This window comes from Luteimonas viscosa (genome assembly GCF_008244685.1).
Taxonomy (GTDB): Bacteria; Pseudomonadota; Gammaproteobacteria; order Xanthomonadales; family Xanthomonadaceae; genus Luteimonas; species Luteimonas viscosa.
The window spans coordinates 1,199,406-1,213,808 of the sequence record NZ_VTFT01000001.1 but is presented as its reverse complement, the minus strand read 5'-3'; the positions used below and the strand labels follow the sequence as shown (position 1 = coordinate 1,213,808).

Genomic DNA, 14,403 nt, shown 5'->3' with positions numbered 1-14,403 from the left:
TTCCGGACGCGGCGAAGCCGCCAGCCTACAGGCCGGCGGCGCGGCGGGGATGTGCGGGAAGTCGCGTGTCAGCGACGCAGCAGGTCGCGGATCTCGCGCAGCAGCACCACGTCCTCCGGCGGTGCGGCCGGGGCCTCCGGTTCTGCCGGCTTGCGGTGGAAGCGGTTGATCGTGCGCACCAGCAGGAAAATGGCGAAAGCGATGATGACGAACTGGATCACCGTATTGACGAACGCGCCGTACCCGAGCACGACCGCCGGGACTTCCTCCCCTGCCGCGTTGACGGTCGCCTCGCGCAGGGTCCAGCCCATGTCGGCGAAATCGACGCCGCCCAGCAGCATCCCGACCGGCGGCATGATCACGTTTTCCACCAGCGAGGTGACGATCTTGCCGAACGCGGCGCCGATGACGACGCCCACGGCGAGGTCGATGACGTTGCCGCGCATCGCGAACTCACGGAACTCGCTGATCATGCCCATCGCAGACTCCTTCGGGGTGAGGCAGGCTGGCCGCCGCGGGCCGCGGCCACTATGCGCCCGCGTCGCGGACGTGGCAACGCAGTTCCAGCAGTTCGTCCAGGCGCGCGACGCATTCGTCGCCCGGATGCAGCGCGGCCACGCCGGCGGGCGTCCCCATGAACACCAGGTCGCCCGCACGCAGCGCATAGAGCTTCGAGAGCTCGTGCAGGATCTCGGGTACGTCCCAGATCAGCTGGTCGAGCGTGGCCTGCTGGCGGCGCTCGCCGTTGACGTCCAGCGACAGCAGGCGCGGCGCGAGGTCTCCCACGTCGGCCGCCGGCACCAGTTCGCTGACGGGCGCGGACTGGTCGAAACCCTTGCCGGTATCCCAGGGCAGGCCCTTGGCCTTGGCGGCGGCCTGCAGGTCCCGTCGGGTGAGGTCGAGGCCGATGCCGTAGCCGAACACGAGCGCGGCCGCATCGTCCACCGGCAGTTCGCCGGGCGGGGCGTCGCGGCCGAGCGCCACCACCAGCTCCACTTCGTGGTGCAGATCCTGCGTGGCGGGCGGATAGTCGAATCCGCCACCGGTCACGAGCGCGTCCGCCGGCTTGTGGAAAAACACCGGCGTGCCGCGTTCGGCTTTCGAGGCGGGGGCGGTGGCGCCCATCTCGCGTGCGTGGTCGGCGAAGTTGCGACCCACGCAGTAGATGCGGTGCACCGGGAACATGCCGCCGCCACGCACCGGGACGCGGGGGACCGGCGCCGCTTCAACGACGTCGTGCACCTGCATGCGGTTCAGCGCAGCGCGGGCTGGCCGGGCTTGGACACGATCCGGTACTCGGCGTCGAGCACGTCCGCGCGCTTCGCGGAAGCCGGCCTGCGTCCACGCAGCGCGGCACGCAGCAGCCCGAACGTCACCATCGCCGCGCCGACGAACAGGCCGACCACCAGCAGGACCGCGAGGATCGCGATGCCGACCAGGCCCAGCACCACGCGCAGCAGCGGATTGCGCGGCTTGCGGGGCGTGAACAGTCCGCGCAGCGCCGAGGCATCGTAGCGGGCGTGGAGGGTGCGGAAGAAGACGGAGGACATCGGCGGAGTGAGACAATGCGGGGGCGTCCAGTATCGTCCCCAGCCTTCACCAAGTTGTAACAAGTTCGTTAAACCACCGCCATGAACGAGCGACACGAGCCAGTGCGATGACCAGTTCCGCGCCGCATCTTTTCCTGATCGCGCTCGACGCCATCCCCGACGGCGGCTTCGCCGAGGTCGAGGCGGCGATCGACGGCGACGCCGAGTCGCTGCTGCTGTACCGCGAGGGCGGCCAGGTGCGCGCCTGGTTCAACGTCTGCCCGCATGCCGGCCGTCGCCTCGACTGGTCGCCGGGCCAGTTCCTGAAGACGAAGGACGGCCTGCTGGTGTGCGCCGCGCATGGCGCGACTTTCGAACTCGGCCGGGGCGAGTGCGTCGCGGGTCCGTGCAGGGGCGAGGCGCTGCGGTCGGTGGCGGTGGAGGTGAGGGATGGCGAGGTGCTGGTCGAGCCGTCGCCGTAGCAGCCCGGGATTGTCATTTCGAGCGAAGCGAGAAATCCGGGGCTCGATTTGACGTCGTGGTGCTCCCCCTCTGTCCGCAATGCGGCAGGGTGGGGTCTTCGCGTGTACATGGCGAACCGGCAGCCGCGTGGTGCCGGTGCGGTCGTCAGGACACGGCTCGCCGTCGCCGCGGCGACCACGGCGGCCCGCTCAGAACATCAGGTTCACCACCAGCACCACGATCAGCGTGTACACCAGCGACAGCGGTACGCCGATCTTCCACAGTTCGCGCGGGCGGTAGCCGCCGGGGCCGGTGATCATCGACATCACCGGATTGGACTGGGTGACGAAGTTGTTGGAGGCCGACAGCGCCACGATCAGCGCGAACGCGGTCGGGTTGCCGCCGGCGGCCAGCGCCAGGTTGATCGCCAGCGGCACCACCACGATCGTCGCGCCGACGTGGCTGATCACCATCGAGAACGCGGCCGTGAGCAGGGCGACCGCGAATTCGATCACCCAGATCGGCAGGCCGGTCGGCAGGCGCTCGATGGTGTGGCCGGCGACCCAGGCCGCGGCGCCGCTGCCGTCCATCGCCCAGCCCAACGGGATCAGGCAGGCCATCAGGAACACGGTCTTCCAGCTGATCGCCGAATAGGCCTCGTCCATCTTCAGCACGCCGAACACCAGCATGCCGGCGACGCCGGTCATCAGCGCGATCGAGGTCGGCACCCGCCCCGACACCGCGATCAGCATGGTCACCGCGAAGATCGTCATCGCGATGCGGAACTTGTGCGGGCGCTGCTCGCCCTTGGGATAGTCGGTGACGATCACGAAATCGCGCTTGGACGAGGCCTGGCCGAGGTCGTGCCAGATGCTGTGCAGCACCAGCATGTCGCCGGCGCGCAGCGGCGTGTCGCGGACGTTGTCGCGGATCACGGTCTTGTCGCGGTTGATCGCCAGCAGGCTGATGCCGAACTGGCGGCGCAGTTGCAGGTCGCTGGCGGTCTTGCCGATGAACTTGGAAGTCGGCGGGATCACCGCCTCGGAGATGCCGGCGCGGCTGGGGTTGAACAGGTCGGCGAACTGGCGCAGCCGCGAGTTCATGCGCAGGAACTGGTTCTGCGCGAAATCCGCCACCTGTTGCCGCGGCCCCATCGCGCCGAGCACGCTGCCGACCCAGATGCGCGCGTCCGCCGGCGGCGCCAGGCGCGATTCGTTGCCGGTCTGCAGCGCGAGCAGGAGCGGCGCGTTGTGCAGTGCCTCGGCCTCACCGAAGGTCATGCCCACCAGCGGACTGTCGGCGGTGACGGTGAGCTCGTGGACCTCGCCCTCGATCCCGTAGGTGCGCGAGAAGTAGCTCTCGGTGCGCGCGGGGGTGACGTTGCTGTCGCCGTCGTCGCGCAGCTTGCGGTCGCCGAAGAACCGGAAATACAGCAGGCTCGCGGCCAGCAGCGCCAGCCCGATCGGCATCGGCGCGAACATGTTGAGCGGCTCCAGCGTCGCCGCACCCGAGGGCAGGTTGGCATTGGCCGCGACCAGCAGGTCGTTGAGCAGGATCAGCGGCGAGGTGCCGACCATGGTCAGCGAACCGCCCATCACGATCGCCACCGCCACCGGCAGTAGCAGCCGCGACAGGCTGATGCCGGTGCGCGAGGACAGGCGCGAAACCACCGGCAGGTACAGCGCCATCACCGAGGGGTTCTGCATCACCGAGGAGTTGATGCCGGCGATGCCCGACACCAGCACCAGCAGCCGCTGCTCGACCCCGCGCGCGCGCCGCAGCAGCCACGCGGCGAGACGGTTGAGCGCGCCGGTGCGATCCAGGCCCATGCCCAGGATCATGGTGGCGATCACGCTGATCACCGCGTTCGACGAGAAGCCGTTGAACAGGTCTTCCGGCTGCACCAGGCCGGTCAGGCCCAGCATCACCAGCACCACCAGCGCCACCAGGTCGGCCCGCACGCGCTGGAACACGAACAGCAGCATCGTCAGGCCGACCAGGCCCAGGACGATCTGCATGTCGGTGGTCAGCGCGAGCTGGGTGTCCATCAGGCTGGGAGTGATTGGTGATTGGTGATTCGTGATTCGAGACAGCGGGTGCGCGGTGCAGGCGGGACGTCCGTCGGAACCACGAGCCTGCGGCAACGATGTGCGCGCCGCATGCGGAAAACCTCCTGCTCTTCCGAATCACCAATCACGAATCACGAATCCCGGTCGTACAACAGATCCCACACCCCGTGCCCCAGGCGTTGGCCGCGGGTCTCGAAGTGCGTCTGCGGGCGCCAGTCGGGGCGCGGCACGTGGCCGCGCGCGCCGGCGCGGTTGCGCAATCCCGGGGTGGCGTCGAGCACGTCCCACATCTGCTCGGCATAGTCCTGCCAATCGGTGGCGAGGTGCAAGCGGCCACCGGGCGCGAGCTTGCGCGCCAGCCGCGCGGCGAACGCGGGCTGCACCAGGCGACGCTTGTGGTGGCGCTTCTTGTGCCAGGGATCGGGAAAGTAGATGCGGATCTCGTCGAGGCTGCCGTCGGCGATCTCGTGCTCGAGCACCTCGACCGCGTCGTGGTGGTACACGCGCACGTTGCCCGCGCCGTCGGCGGCCAGCGCGTTGAGCAGGCGGCCGACACCGGGGGCGTGGACCTCGATGCCGATGAGGTCGCGGCCGGGGTCGTGGGCGGCGGCGAAGCGCAGCGCCTCACCGTTGCCGAAGCCGATTTCCAGCACGCGTGGGGCATGGCGGCCGAAGGTGGCGTCGAAATCGCGCGGCCGCCCGCTGTAGTCGAGGCCGTAGCGCGGCCAGAGTTCGTCGAACGCGCGCTGCTGCGCTTCGGTGAAGCGTCCCTGGCGCAGCACGAAGCTGCGGATGGCGCGACGGCCTTCGGTGACGGTGAACGGTTTGGGCGGAACCTTGGCGCCGTCGCTGGAGAACGGGTCCGTCATGCGCTCAATCCACGGACCGGGCGGCGCCCCGCCGGGTCCGCAGGCGGGAATGCCGGATCGAGGCCCGCCCTTCGCTTCGCTTGCGCAGGCGATCGCTCACCCGATCAGCCCGTCGACGGGCGACGAGGCGGACGCGAACCGCTTGCGCGGGATGCGGCCGGCGAGGAAGGCGTCGCGCCCGGCCTGTACCGCGAAGCGCATCGCCCGCGCCATGCGCACGGGATCCTTCGCGGCGGCGATGGCGGTGTTCATCAGCACGCCGTCGCAGCCCAGTTCCATCGCGATCGCGGCGTCCGAGGCGGTGCCGACGCCGGCATCGACGATGATCGGCACCTTCGCGTTCTCGACGATCTCGACCAGGTTCCACCTGTTCTGGATGCCCAGGCCCGAGCCGATCGGCGCCGCCAGCGGCATCACCGCGACGCATCCGATCTCCTCCAGGCGCCGGGCCAGGATCGGATCGTCGCTGGTGTACACCATCACATCGAAGCCGTCGGCGACGAGTTGCTCGGCGGCCTTGAGCGTCTGCACAACGTCGGGGAACAGCGTCTTCCGGTCGCCCAGTACCTCGAGCTTGGTGAGGTTGTGGCCATCGAGCAGCTCGCGCGCGAGGCGGCAGGTGCGCACCGCATCCTCGGCGGTGTAGCAGCCGGCGGTGTTGGGCAGGATGGTGTAGCGGTCCGGCGGCAGCACGTCGAGCAGGTTGGGTTCGCTCGGATCCTGGCCGATGTTGGTGCGGCGGATGGCCACGGTGACGATCTGTGCGCCGGCGGCCTCGGTGGCGCGGCGGGTTTCGTCGAGGTCGCGGAACTTGCCGGTGCCGGTCAGCAGGCGGGAACCATAGGATTTTCCGGCGATGACGAGCGCGTCGTCGTTGGGGGGCGTGGAATTCATCGCGGGATTATCGCGCAAACGCACGGCCCTGCGGCGCGGATACGCGGGAGTGGTCACGTGCGGACGGGTCGCGGATGGGCGCGGACGGGTGCGTGGCGCACCAGTTGCCGCCGGCGCGGCGAGTGGCCCAGGTGGTGCAGTCGGTTCTCCAGGGTCGTCCCGGGTCCAGTGTCATCCCGAGCGCGGCGAGGGATCCGGCTCTGCCATCGTCGGGCATGGGTCCCCCGCTGCGCTCGGGATGACAACCGAGCCGGAAACAGTCGAGGCGTCCCGGAGGGCGGCGGATCGGGCGCATTCGCAGGAGACGAGCAACTCGGCTTGTCGGGTTGCCTGGATTCGGGGGCGATGGTCGTCCATGGCGCAACCACCCGGGCATCGGTTGGTCCGGCCCGCACATCCATGTGCGGGCGTTCGCCACCGCGCGAGCCAGTGGCCCGCAATCGCGGTGGCTCACCCCCCTCCCAGTGCGTGGACGATTTCGATGCGGTCGCCGGGCTGCAGCACCTGCGTCGCGTGTCGGCCGCGGGGCACGATCTCGCCGTTCACCTCGACTGCAATTCGGCGCTCGCCCAGGCCCTGACGCTCGAGCAGCGCCTGCACCGTCGTGCCTTCCGCGACGAGCAGTGCGTCGCCATTGAGCAGGATGTCCATGCCGCGATTGTCGCCCGATGCGGTGGCGGCTGCACGCGCCGGCGCCCGACGCTTGCGGCAGTGCGGCGTGAGCGGGCCGGCCGCTTCGTGGACACTTGCGCACCGTGCGGTCCCGTATTGGGACTGCCGTCCCCATTTTCCGGAGTTGCCGCATGGTCCGTTCCACGTCCCGTTCCGTCCCCGCCACCCGCCTGCTGGCGGCTGCGCTGGCGCTCGCCGCCGCCCCGGCATTCGCCGCGGACACGTTCTCCCGCACCGTCTTCTTCGGCGACAGCCTGACCGACGCCGGCTACTTCCGCCCGCTGCTGGTCCAGCAGGATCCCGCAGCCGCGATCCTGGGCCGCTTCACCACCAATCCCGGGCTGGTGTGGGCCGAGTGGCTGGCCGACTACTACGGCACCGACGCCACGCCCAACGGCAACGGCCAGTCCGGCGACAACTACGCGGCGGGCGGCTCGATGGTGGCCAACGACCGCCTGGGTCCGCCGTTCGGTCTGACGCCCTCGCTGGCGACGCAGGCGACGAACTACCTTGCCGCCAACGGCGGCCGCGCCGACCCCGACGCGCTGTACACCGTCTGGGGCGGCGCCAACGACCTGTTCTCGATCGCCGCCAATCCCTCGCAGGCCCAGCAGATCATCGGCGCGGCGGTCACCGCCCAGGTCGGCATCGTCGGCACCCTGCAGGGGGCGGGCGCGCGCTACGTGCTGGTGCCGAACATCCCGGACCTCGGCATCACCCCGTCCTTCCGGGCGCAGGGCGACGCTGCCGCGGCGCAGGGCACCGCCATTTCCGCCGCCTACAACGACGCGCTGTACGGCGGGTTGGCCGCGAACGGCCTGCGCGTGATTCCGATGGACACGTTCACCTTCCTGCGCGAGGTGGTGGCCAGCCCGGCCGAATACGGTTTCGGCAACGTCACCGGCACCGCGTGCCAGCCGCAGATCACCGCGCAGTCGATCACCTGCAACCCCGGCACCTACGTCAGCCCGGGCGCGGACCAGACCTACCTCTTCGCCGACGGGGTGCACCCGTCTTCGGCGGCGCACCGGGCGATCGCGGACCTGGCGCTGGGCATGATCGAGGGGCCGCGCCAGGTCGCGGTGCTGCCGCGTTCGGCGGCGATGACCGGGCGCGGCCGCGCCGAGCGCGTGGGCGCCCAGTTCGGGGCTGCGACGCAACACGAAGGGCGCCGCTGGTGGGCCGACGTGCGCGGCGACTTCCAGCGCTACGACCATGGCGACAATTACGACGGCGCCGGCCCGGCGCTGACCGCCGGCGTGGGCTGGGGCACGGGGAATCTGGTGTACGGCGGCTTTGCCGGCTACGGCCGCCAGGCCAACGACTGGGGCCTGCGCCGCGGCGACTGGGACCAGGGCGAGGCGACGCTCGGCGGCTTCCTCGGCTGGCAGGCGGACAGCGGCGCCTGGATAGGCGGCCAGCTGAGCTACACGCAGCTGGACATCGACACCAACCGCCAGGTCCCGATCGGCCCCGCCCTGCGCGTGCACCGCGGGTCCACCGACGGCAGCAACCTCACCGCCGCACTGCATGGCGGCTGGCGCATGGGCGAAGGCGCGCTCAGCCACGGCCCGGTGCTGGGCCTGGTGGCGCAGCAGATCGAGATCGACGGTTTCGCCGAAAGCGATCCCGCCTCGTCCACCTCGCTGGCCTTCCCCGACCAGGAGTTCGATTCGCTGGTGGGAAGCCTCGGCTGGCAGGCCAGCTACGCGATCAACGCCCACCTTGCGCCGTACGCACGCCTGACCGTCGACCGTGAATTCGAGGACGGCGCCGAAGAGGCCTTCGCGCAGTCGCAGACGACCGGCCTGGAGTACGGCGTGCCGGGCCCGGGTTACGACGATGCCTGGACCACGCTGACGCTCGGCGCGCGAACCTCGGTGTTCGGGCTCGACGCCAACCTCGGCGTCAGCCTGAATGCGGGCGAGAAGGGCGGCAAGCAGACCACCGCGTTCGCCACCCTGGGCGGCGGCTTCTGACCGCGCGGGACGCCCGCGAGGCGTCCTGTTCCTGCGTTGCCAGTGCGCGCCGCGAGGGCTTAGACTGGCGCCGCACGCGGGTGTAGTTCAATGGTAGAACTGCAGCTTCCCAAGCTGCTAGCGTGGGTTCGATTCCCATCACCCGCTCCAATCCAGGCGGCGGCATCATCGAACGGTGGTGCCGCCGTTTTTCACTGGCGCCCGGCGCATGAAGCTCGCGATCCTGTCCCGCAACGGCAAGCTCTATTCGACCCGGCGGCTGGTGGAGGCCGCGCGTACGGCCGGGCACAGCGTGCGCGTGCTCGATCCGCTGCGCTGCTACATGCGGATCGGCGACGACGGTTTCGCGATGCGTTACAAGGGTCGCGCGATCGACGGCTACGGCGCCGTGATCCCGCGCATCGGCGCGTCGATCACGCGCTACGGCTGCGCGGTGCTGCGCCAGTTCGAACTGATGGGCAGCCACACACCGAATCCGTCGGCGGCGATCGCGCGCGCGCGCGACAAGCTCGGCTGCCACCAGTTGCTCGCGGCGCAGCGCATCGGCCTGCCGGCGACAGTGTTCGGCGACAACCCCGACGACACCGCCGACCTGCTCGCGCTGCTCGGGCCGCCGCCGCACGTGGTCAAGCTCAACGAGGGGTCCCAGGGCGCGGGGGTGCTGCTGACCGAGAAGCTGTCGGCCTCGCGCGGGGTGGTCGAGGCGCTGCGCGGCCTGTACGCGAATTTCCTGGTGCAGGAGTTCGTGGCCGAGGCGGAGGGCGCGGACCTGCGCTGCTTCGTGGTGGGCGAGCAGGTGGTGGCCGCGATGCAGCGGCAGGCGCCGGTCGGCGACTTCCGCTCCAACCTGCACCGGGGAGGGACCGCGACCGCGATCGACACCACGCCCGAAGAGCGCGCCGTCGCCGTGCGCGCGGCACAGGCCGTGGGGCTGGGGGTGGCCGGGGTGGACCTGATCCGCTCCCACCGTGGGCCGCTGGTGCTCGAGGTCAACGCGTCGCCAGGGCTGGAGGGGATCGAGGAAGCGACCGGCGTCGATATTGCAGGTAAAATCATTCAACTCGCAGTCAACGGAGCTGAAATGTCGGGATCGGAAAGGCCTGTCAGGCCTCGCCACCGGCGCCTGCTTAACAGATCGGCGCGGCTGGATTTAACGAGGGTTTAATCGATCCGGGGCTACCTTGTCGCCACCGGATTCCGCGCTCTCTCCTGTTTCCTTGTCCAAGGGTCAGCCAACGGATTACGGTAATCGGGGCAGTCCTTTGGGCCCAGGCGATGGCATCGCCTGGGCTCTTTTGTGGGCGCGCGCCGACACGGCGCGCACCGGCGCGTGTGACAGAATCCCCCTCCCGCGCCCGGCGGAACCGCGCAGTGCTCCCGCGGTCCAAGCAGGCCGCCCCTACGGAATCCGTTCATGCGCATCCTCGTCATCGAAGACAACCAGGACATCGCCGCCAACCTCGGCGACTACCTCGAGGATCGCGGCCACACCGTCGACTTCGCCGCCGACGGGGTGACCGGCCTGCACCTGGCGGTGGTCCACGACTTCGATGCGATCGTGCTCGACCTCAACCTGCCGGGCATCGACGGGCTGGAGGTCTGCCGCAAGCTGCGCAACGACGCCCGCAAGCAGACCCCGGTGCTGATGCTCACCGCCCGCGACAGCCTCGACAACAAGCTGGCCGGCTTCGACTCCGGCGCCGACGACTACCTCGTCAAGCCGTTCGCGCTGCAGGAAGTGGAAGTCCGGCTGAACGCGTTCTCGCGCCGCGGCAAGGGCGTGCAGACCCGGGTGCTGGACGTGGGCGATCTCGAATACAACCTCGACACGCTCGAGGTCCGCCGCCGCGGCAAGCTGGTGCAGCTCAACCCGACCGCGCTGAAGATCCTGCAGGCGCTGATGGAGGCCTCGCCGGCGGTGGTCACCCGCCAGGACCTGGAAACCAGGGTCTGGGGCGAGGAACTGCCCGATTCGGATTCGCTGCGCGTGCACATCCACGGCCTGCGCGCGGTGATCGACAAGCCATTCGACGTGCCGCTGATCCAGACCCGCCACGGCATCGGCTACCGCATCGCGGCGCCCGATGGCGCAGGCTGAGGAAACGGCGCCGGACGACAGTGTCCGCAGCCAGCCGGGGCGACGTTACCGCAGGCGGCTGCGGACCCGGATCATCCTGTCGTTCGTGCTGCTGGGGCTGGGGCTGACCACGCTGTTTGCGCTGGCTACGCTCTACGTGCGCAGCAAGCTCGAAAACCAGCTCATCGAGCAGACGCTCGAGCGGGAGGTGAGCAACCTCGTCGAGCAGGTTGAACGCAATCCGGACGAGCCGCCCTTCTTTCTGATCTTCGATGCGCGCACCTGGAGCCCGCAGAACGCATTCAAGGTCGATCCGCTCTACCGCGACCTGCCGGCCGGCATTCACGATGTACGGCAGCAGGCACCGGACGGCAGCTGGCACGACTACAAGGTGGCGGTCCGCCAGGGTGTGAGTCCTACCGGCACACCGTTCACCAGTCTGGTGCGTTACGACGTTACCGGTGCGGCCGAAACCGGCGCCAAGCTCATGCGCGCGCTGGTGTTGTCGGTGGTGCTGTTCTCGATCCTGTCGCTGGTGCTGGGCTGGTGGTCGGCGTCGCGGGTCATGAGCCCGGTGTCCGAGCTGGCGCGCCGGCTCGGCAGTTCTGGCGGGACCACGCGACCCGAGGCGCTTGCGGGCCACTTCCCCGACGACGAGGTCGGCGAGCTGGCCAAGGCGCTCGACGACTACGCCACGCGGCTGACCGAGGTGGTGCAGCGCGACCGCGAGTTCAATGCCGACGTCAGCCACGAGCTGCGCACGCCGCTGGCGGTGATCCGCGGCGCGGTGGAACTGCTGCTCTCGCGCCCCGAGATCGACGACAAGACCCGGGCGCGGTTGCTGCGCATCCAGCGCGCCGAACAGCAGTGCACCGACCTGATCAGCGCCCTGCTGCTGCTCTCGCGCAACGAGCGCGGCCACGGCGCGACCGACGTGGCGCGCGTGGCCGAGCAGTTGTTCGACGCGCATCGCGGCCAGCTCGGCAGCAAGCGGCTGGCGCTGCGGCTCGACGGCGGGCATGGCCAGGTGGTGGTCGATGCGCCGGAGTCGGCGGTGACCGTCGCGCTCGGCAATCTGATAGGCAATGCGGTGAAGTACACCCAGCAGGGCGAGGTGGTGGTGAGGCTGCTCCGAGATGCGGTCGAGGTGATCGATTCGGGGCCGGGGCTCAGCGCCGAAGACGCCGCGCGCCTGTTCGAACGCGGTTACCGCGGCACCCACGCCGAGCACTCGCAGGGCGGCGGCATCGGGCTGTCGATCGTGCGCCGGCTGTGCGCGCTGTACGGCTGGAGCGTGCGGGTAGTGCCAGGAGAGAGCGTCGGTGTAATTGCGACGTTGACTTTCTCGAACGAGTAACCGAAAGAGGACAGCGCGGCTACAAAGCCGCACTGTCCAAACTCGAACAATTCAGATCACAGGATCAAGGAGGGCAGTTTTCACCATTCGGACAATAGACAACAATGGGGACAGAGCATCCATCTTCTGCATTGCACTCTCCGTCGAATGGATTGCCGCCGTTAGTAATGATTACTTCGTCATGCCAAGGGAGCTCGTCCTCCCATGGCAATTCGGGTTCGGGTTCTGGCGTTGGCGGCGAAGGATTAGGTGGGTTCTGGCCTCCGCTTGCCAAGAGTAGTGCCAATACTAGATCTAGCATGAGTGCTCCTCCATGGGCTGCTCAAAAGTGCCCGAGAATCGGGCAGTTTGAAGCTATCACAAGGCTAGTTGCTGTTTCAATTTTTAGCGCATGCGCGTAACGAGGCGCCACCATCACTCGCGTTCGTGCCCGGTTTGACGGCGGCGCAACACCCGCCGCGGCATGATCACCCCGGGATGGCGGCCGGACGAGGACGATGCCCGTGGGCGGTACCAGCTGGAAGGCGTGGCGGTGGTCCTGCTGGGCGCTGGGCCTGTGCTGCGTGCACGTCGCCGCGTGCGCCCAGCCCGGCCCCCGCGCAAACGATGCGGTCGCGATGCGCAACGGCATGGTCGAACAGCAATTGGCCGAGCGCGACATAGACGACCCCCACGTGCTGGAGGCGATGCGCGCCGTTCCGCGGCACCGCTTCGTGCCCGCGGCGCTGGCGGCCGACGCCTATCGCGACCAGCCGCTGCCGATCGGCCACGACCAGACCATCTCCCAGCCCTACATCGTTGCGTTGATGACGCAGCTGGCGCGTGTGTCCCCGGGCGATCGCGTGCTGGAGGTCGGCACCGGTTCGGGCTACCAGGCGGCGGTGCTCGGCGAACTCGGCGCGCAGGTCTACAGCATCGAGATCGTCGCGCCGCTGGCGCAGCAGGCGCAGCGATTGCTGGAGGAACTGGGTTACCGGAACGTGGTGGTGAAGGCCGGCGACGGCTATGCCGGCTGGCCGGAACACGCGCCGTTCGACGCCATCGTGGTGACCGCCGCGCCCGAACGCATCCCCGCGCCCCTGCTCGAGCAACTCAAGCCCGGAGGCCGGCTGGTGATCCCGGTGGGACCGCTTCAGTCGGCCCAGGAACTGCGCGTGGTGGAGAAGGACGCGAGCGGACAGTTGCACGAGCGGGACATCGCCCCGGTGCGCTTCGTGCCCCTGACGGGCGAGGCGGCGGAGCGGGATCGGGGCCCGGAATAGGGGCAGTGGCAGGGTTGGGGTTCCATCGCTTCGGTGGCCCCCACCCCAACCCTCCCCCGCAGGCGGGGGAGGGAGTCGAGCCGGCACTTCCTCCTGCGGTCCCTCGCCGGCATTCCTGCCGCGCCGCCTCGTCTTGTCGTCTTGCCCGTCGTCCCCGGCTGCGGGAGACGGGGTGGGGCGCAGGTCGCGGCATTCCGCCCGAAGGTCTTCCTACACCGCCTCCAGCCAGCCGTGCCGGTCCGGCGTACTGCCGTCGAACAGCCCGAAGAACAACGCCTGGATGCGCCGCGTCACCGGGCCGGCCTTGCCCGCGCCCACCTGGCGGCCGTCCACCGAACGGATCGGGGTGATCTCCGCCGCGGTGCCGCACATGAACAGCTCGTCGCACAGGTACAGGTATTCGCGCGGCAGGTCGCGTTCGACCACGTCCAATCCGGCTTCGCGCGCCAGCGTGATGATCGAGTTGCGGGTGATGCCGTTGAGCAGCGCGGCGCTCACCGGCGTGGTGTGCAGCACGCCGTCGAACACGAGGAACAGGTTTTCGCCCGCGCCTTCGCTGAGCAGGCCGGTGGACGCCAGCGCGATGCCTTCGCCGAAGCCGAGCCGCCGCGCCTCGCGCGCCACCAGGGTGCCCGACAGGTAGTTGCCGCCGGCCTTGGCGCCCGCGGGAATCGTGTTGGGCGCGAACCGCTGCCAGCTCGAGACGCAGGCGTCGATGCCGTTTTCCAGCGCCTCGTCGCCGAGGTACTTGCCCATCTTCCAGGTCGCCACCGCGACGTCGACCGGGGTCTCGGCCGACAGTCCGAAGCCGCCGAGCCCGCGGAACGCGACCGGGCGCAGGTAGTCGGTGGCGTGGCCGTTGGCCGCGATCACCTCGCGGCAGGCAGCGTTGATCTCGTCGAGCGAGTAGGGGATGTCGATCTCGTGGATCTTGGCCGACTGGTACAGGCGCCGGTTGTGGTCGGTGAGGCGGAAGATCGCCGGCCCGTCGGCGGTGTCGTAGCAGCGGATGCCCTCGAACACGGACGAGCCGTAATGCAGTGCGTGCGCCATCACATGGGTGGTGGCCTCGGCCCAGGGCTTGATCGCGCCGTTGTGCCAGATCCGGTCCGGGTACTGCATGGGGCGACCTCGATGCGGAAAGGCGCATTTTGCCCGATTCGAGGCCTGCGCCGGACCTGCGGCGCCGAACGGTCTGGTGGACACCTGCCGGCGCCGGGGAAGACCGATGCG

Annotated in this window: 14 protein-coding genes and 1 tRNA gene; 7 read left to right on the top strand and 8 right to left on the bottom strand. The window is 69.4% G+C overall.

The genetic code is table 11. The annotated features are described in order from the left end of the window. Positions 1–68: 68 nt before the first annotated feature. Genes mscL through FZO89_RS05545 form a run of 3 tightly spaced genes read right to left on the bottom strand, consistent with a single transcriptional unit; the run spans position 69 to position 1,550 of the window. Positions 69–479, bottom strand: a complete 411-nt coding sequence (gene mscL / locus FZO89_RS05555; RefSeq protein WP_149102309.1) for a large-conductance mechanosensitive channel protein MscL — start codon at positions 477–479, stop codon at positions 69–71. 49 nt (positions 480–528) lie between these two features. Then, positions 529–1,248, bottom strand: a complete 720-nt coding sequence (locus tag FZO89_RS05550; protein WP_149102308.1) for a fumarylacetoacetate hydrolase family protein — start codon at positions 1,246–1,248, stop codon at positions 529–531. Positions 1,249–1,253: 5 nt separating this feature from the next. Further along, on the bottom strand, positions 1,254–1,550 hold the full coding sequence (locus tag FZO89_RS05545) for a hypothetical protein (protein ID WP_149102307.1): 297 nt from the start codon (positions 1,548–1,550) through the stop codon (positions 1,254–1,256). A gap of 107 nt (positions 1,551–1,657) precedes the next feature. On the opposite strand from FZO89_RS05545, the gene FZO89_RS05540 reads away from it, so the two are divergent. Continuing rightward, complete coding sequence (locus FZO89_RS05540; protein WP_149102306.1) at positions 1,658–2,011, top strand: Rieske (2Fe-2S) protein; 354 nt, start codon at positions 1,658–1,660, stop codon at positions 2,009–2,011. Between the two features lie 189 nt (positions 2,012–2,200). Here the strand turns inward: FZO89_RS05540 and FZO89_RS05535 are convergent, their stop codons facing one another. The 4 genes from FZO89_RS05535 to thiS form a co-directional block, all read right to left on the bottom strand. Continuing rightward, positions 2,201–4,039, bottom strand: coding sequence for an SLC13 family permease (locus tag FZO89_RS05535; protein WP_149102305.1), 1,839 nt, complete (start codon positions 4,037–4,039; stop codon positions 2,201–2,203). Between the two features lie 152 nt (positions 4,040–4,191). After that, on the bottom strand, positions 4,192–4,929 hold the full coding sequence (gene trmB / locus FZO89_RS05530) for a tRNA (guanosine(46)-N7)-methyltransferase TrmB (protein WP_149102304.1): 738 nt from the start codon (positions 4,927–4,929) through the stop codon (positions 4,192–4,194). Between the two features lie 96 nt (positions 4,930–5,025). After that, positions 5,026–5,823 carry a thiazole synthase gene (locus tag FZO89_RS05525; RefSeq protein ID WP_149102303.1) on the bottom strand — a complete coding sequence of 266 codons (798 nt, stop codon included), beginning with the start codon at positions 5,821–5,823 and terminating at the stop codon, positions 5,026–5,028. Positions 5,824–6,273: 450 nt separating this feature from the next. Continuing rightward, the gene (thiS, locus tag FZO89_RS05520; RefSeq protein WP_149102302.1) at positions 6,274–6,474 is read right to left on the bottom strand and encodes a sulfur carrier protein ThiS; all 201 of its coding nucleotides are present in this window, start codon (positions 6,472–6,474) and stop codon (positions 6,274–6,276) included. 194 nt (positions 6,475–6,668) lie between these two features. Here thiS and FZO89_RS05515 point away from each other — a divergent pair, with 194 nt between their 5' ends. From FZO89_RS05515 to FZO89_RS05490, 6 genes are all read left to right on the top strand, one after another. Then, complete coding sequence (locus FZO89_RS05515; RefSeq protein WP_425480459.1) at positions 6,669–8,474, top strand: autotransporter domain-containing protein; 1,806 nt, start codon at positions 6,669–6,671, stop codon at positions 8,472–8,474. 76 nt (positions 8,475–8,550) lie between these two features. After that, positions 8,551–8,624: transfer RNA gene (locus FZO89_RS05510), tRNA-Gly, on the top strand. 58 nt (positions 8,625–8,682) lie between these two features. Next, positions 8,683–9,639 carry a 30S ribosomal protein S6--L-glutamate ligase gene (gene rimK / locus FZO89_RS05505; RefSeq protein WP_149102300.1) on the top strand — a complete coding sequence of 319 codons (957 nt, stop codon included), beginning with the start codon at positions 8,683–8,685 and terminating at the stop codon, positions 9,637–9,639. Positions 9,640–9,888: 249 nt separating this feature from the next. Continuing rightward, positions 9,889–10,572, top strand: a complete 684-nt coding sequence (locus FZO89_RS05500) for a response regulator transcription factor (protein WP_149102299.1) — start codon at positions 9,889–9,891, stop codon at positions 10,570–10,572. Then, positions 10,559–11,908 (top strand): sensor histidine kinase, encoded by a 1,350-nt coding sequence (locus FZO89_RS05495; RefSeq protein WP_149102298.1) that lies wholly within the window; start codon positions 10,559–10,561, stop codon positions 11,906–11,908. Before FZO89_RS05500 ends, FZO89_RS05495 begins: the two co-directional genes overlap by 14 nt. Positions 11,909–12,525: 617 nt before the next feature. Continuing rightward, positions 12,526–13,170, top strand: coding sequence for a protein-L-isoaspartate(D-aspartate) O-methyltransferase (locus FZO89_RS05490; protein ID WP_262378534.1), 645 nt, complete (start codon positions 12,526–12,528; stop codon positions 13,168–13,170). A 210-nt stretch (positions 13,171–13,380) separates the two neighbouring features. Here the strand turns inward: FZO89_RS05490 and FZO89_RS05485 are convergent, their stop codons facing one another. Further along, positions 13,381–14,292: a branched-chain amino acid transaminase gene (locus FZO89_RS05485; protein WP_149102297.1), complete on the bottom strand. Its 912-nt coding sequence runs from the start codon at positions 14,290–14,292 to the stop codon at positions 13,381–13,383. Positions 14,293–14,403 lie beyond the last annotated feature (111 nt).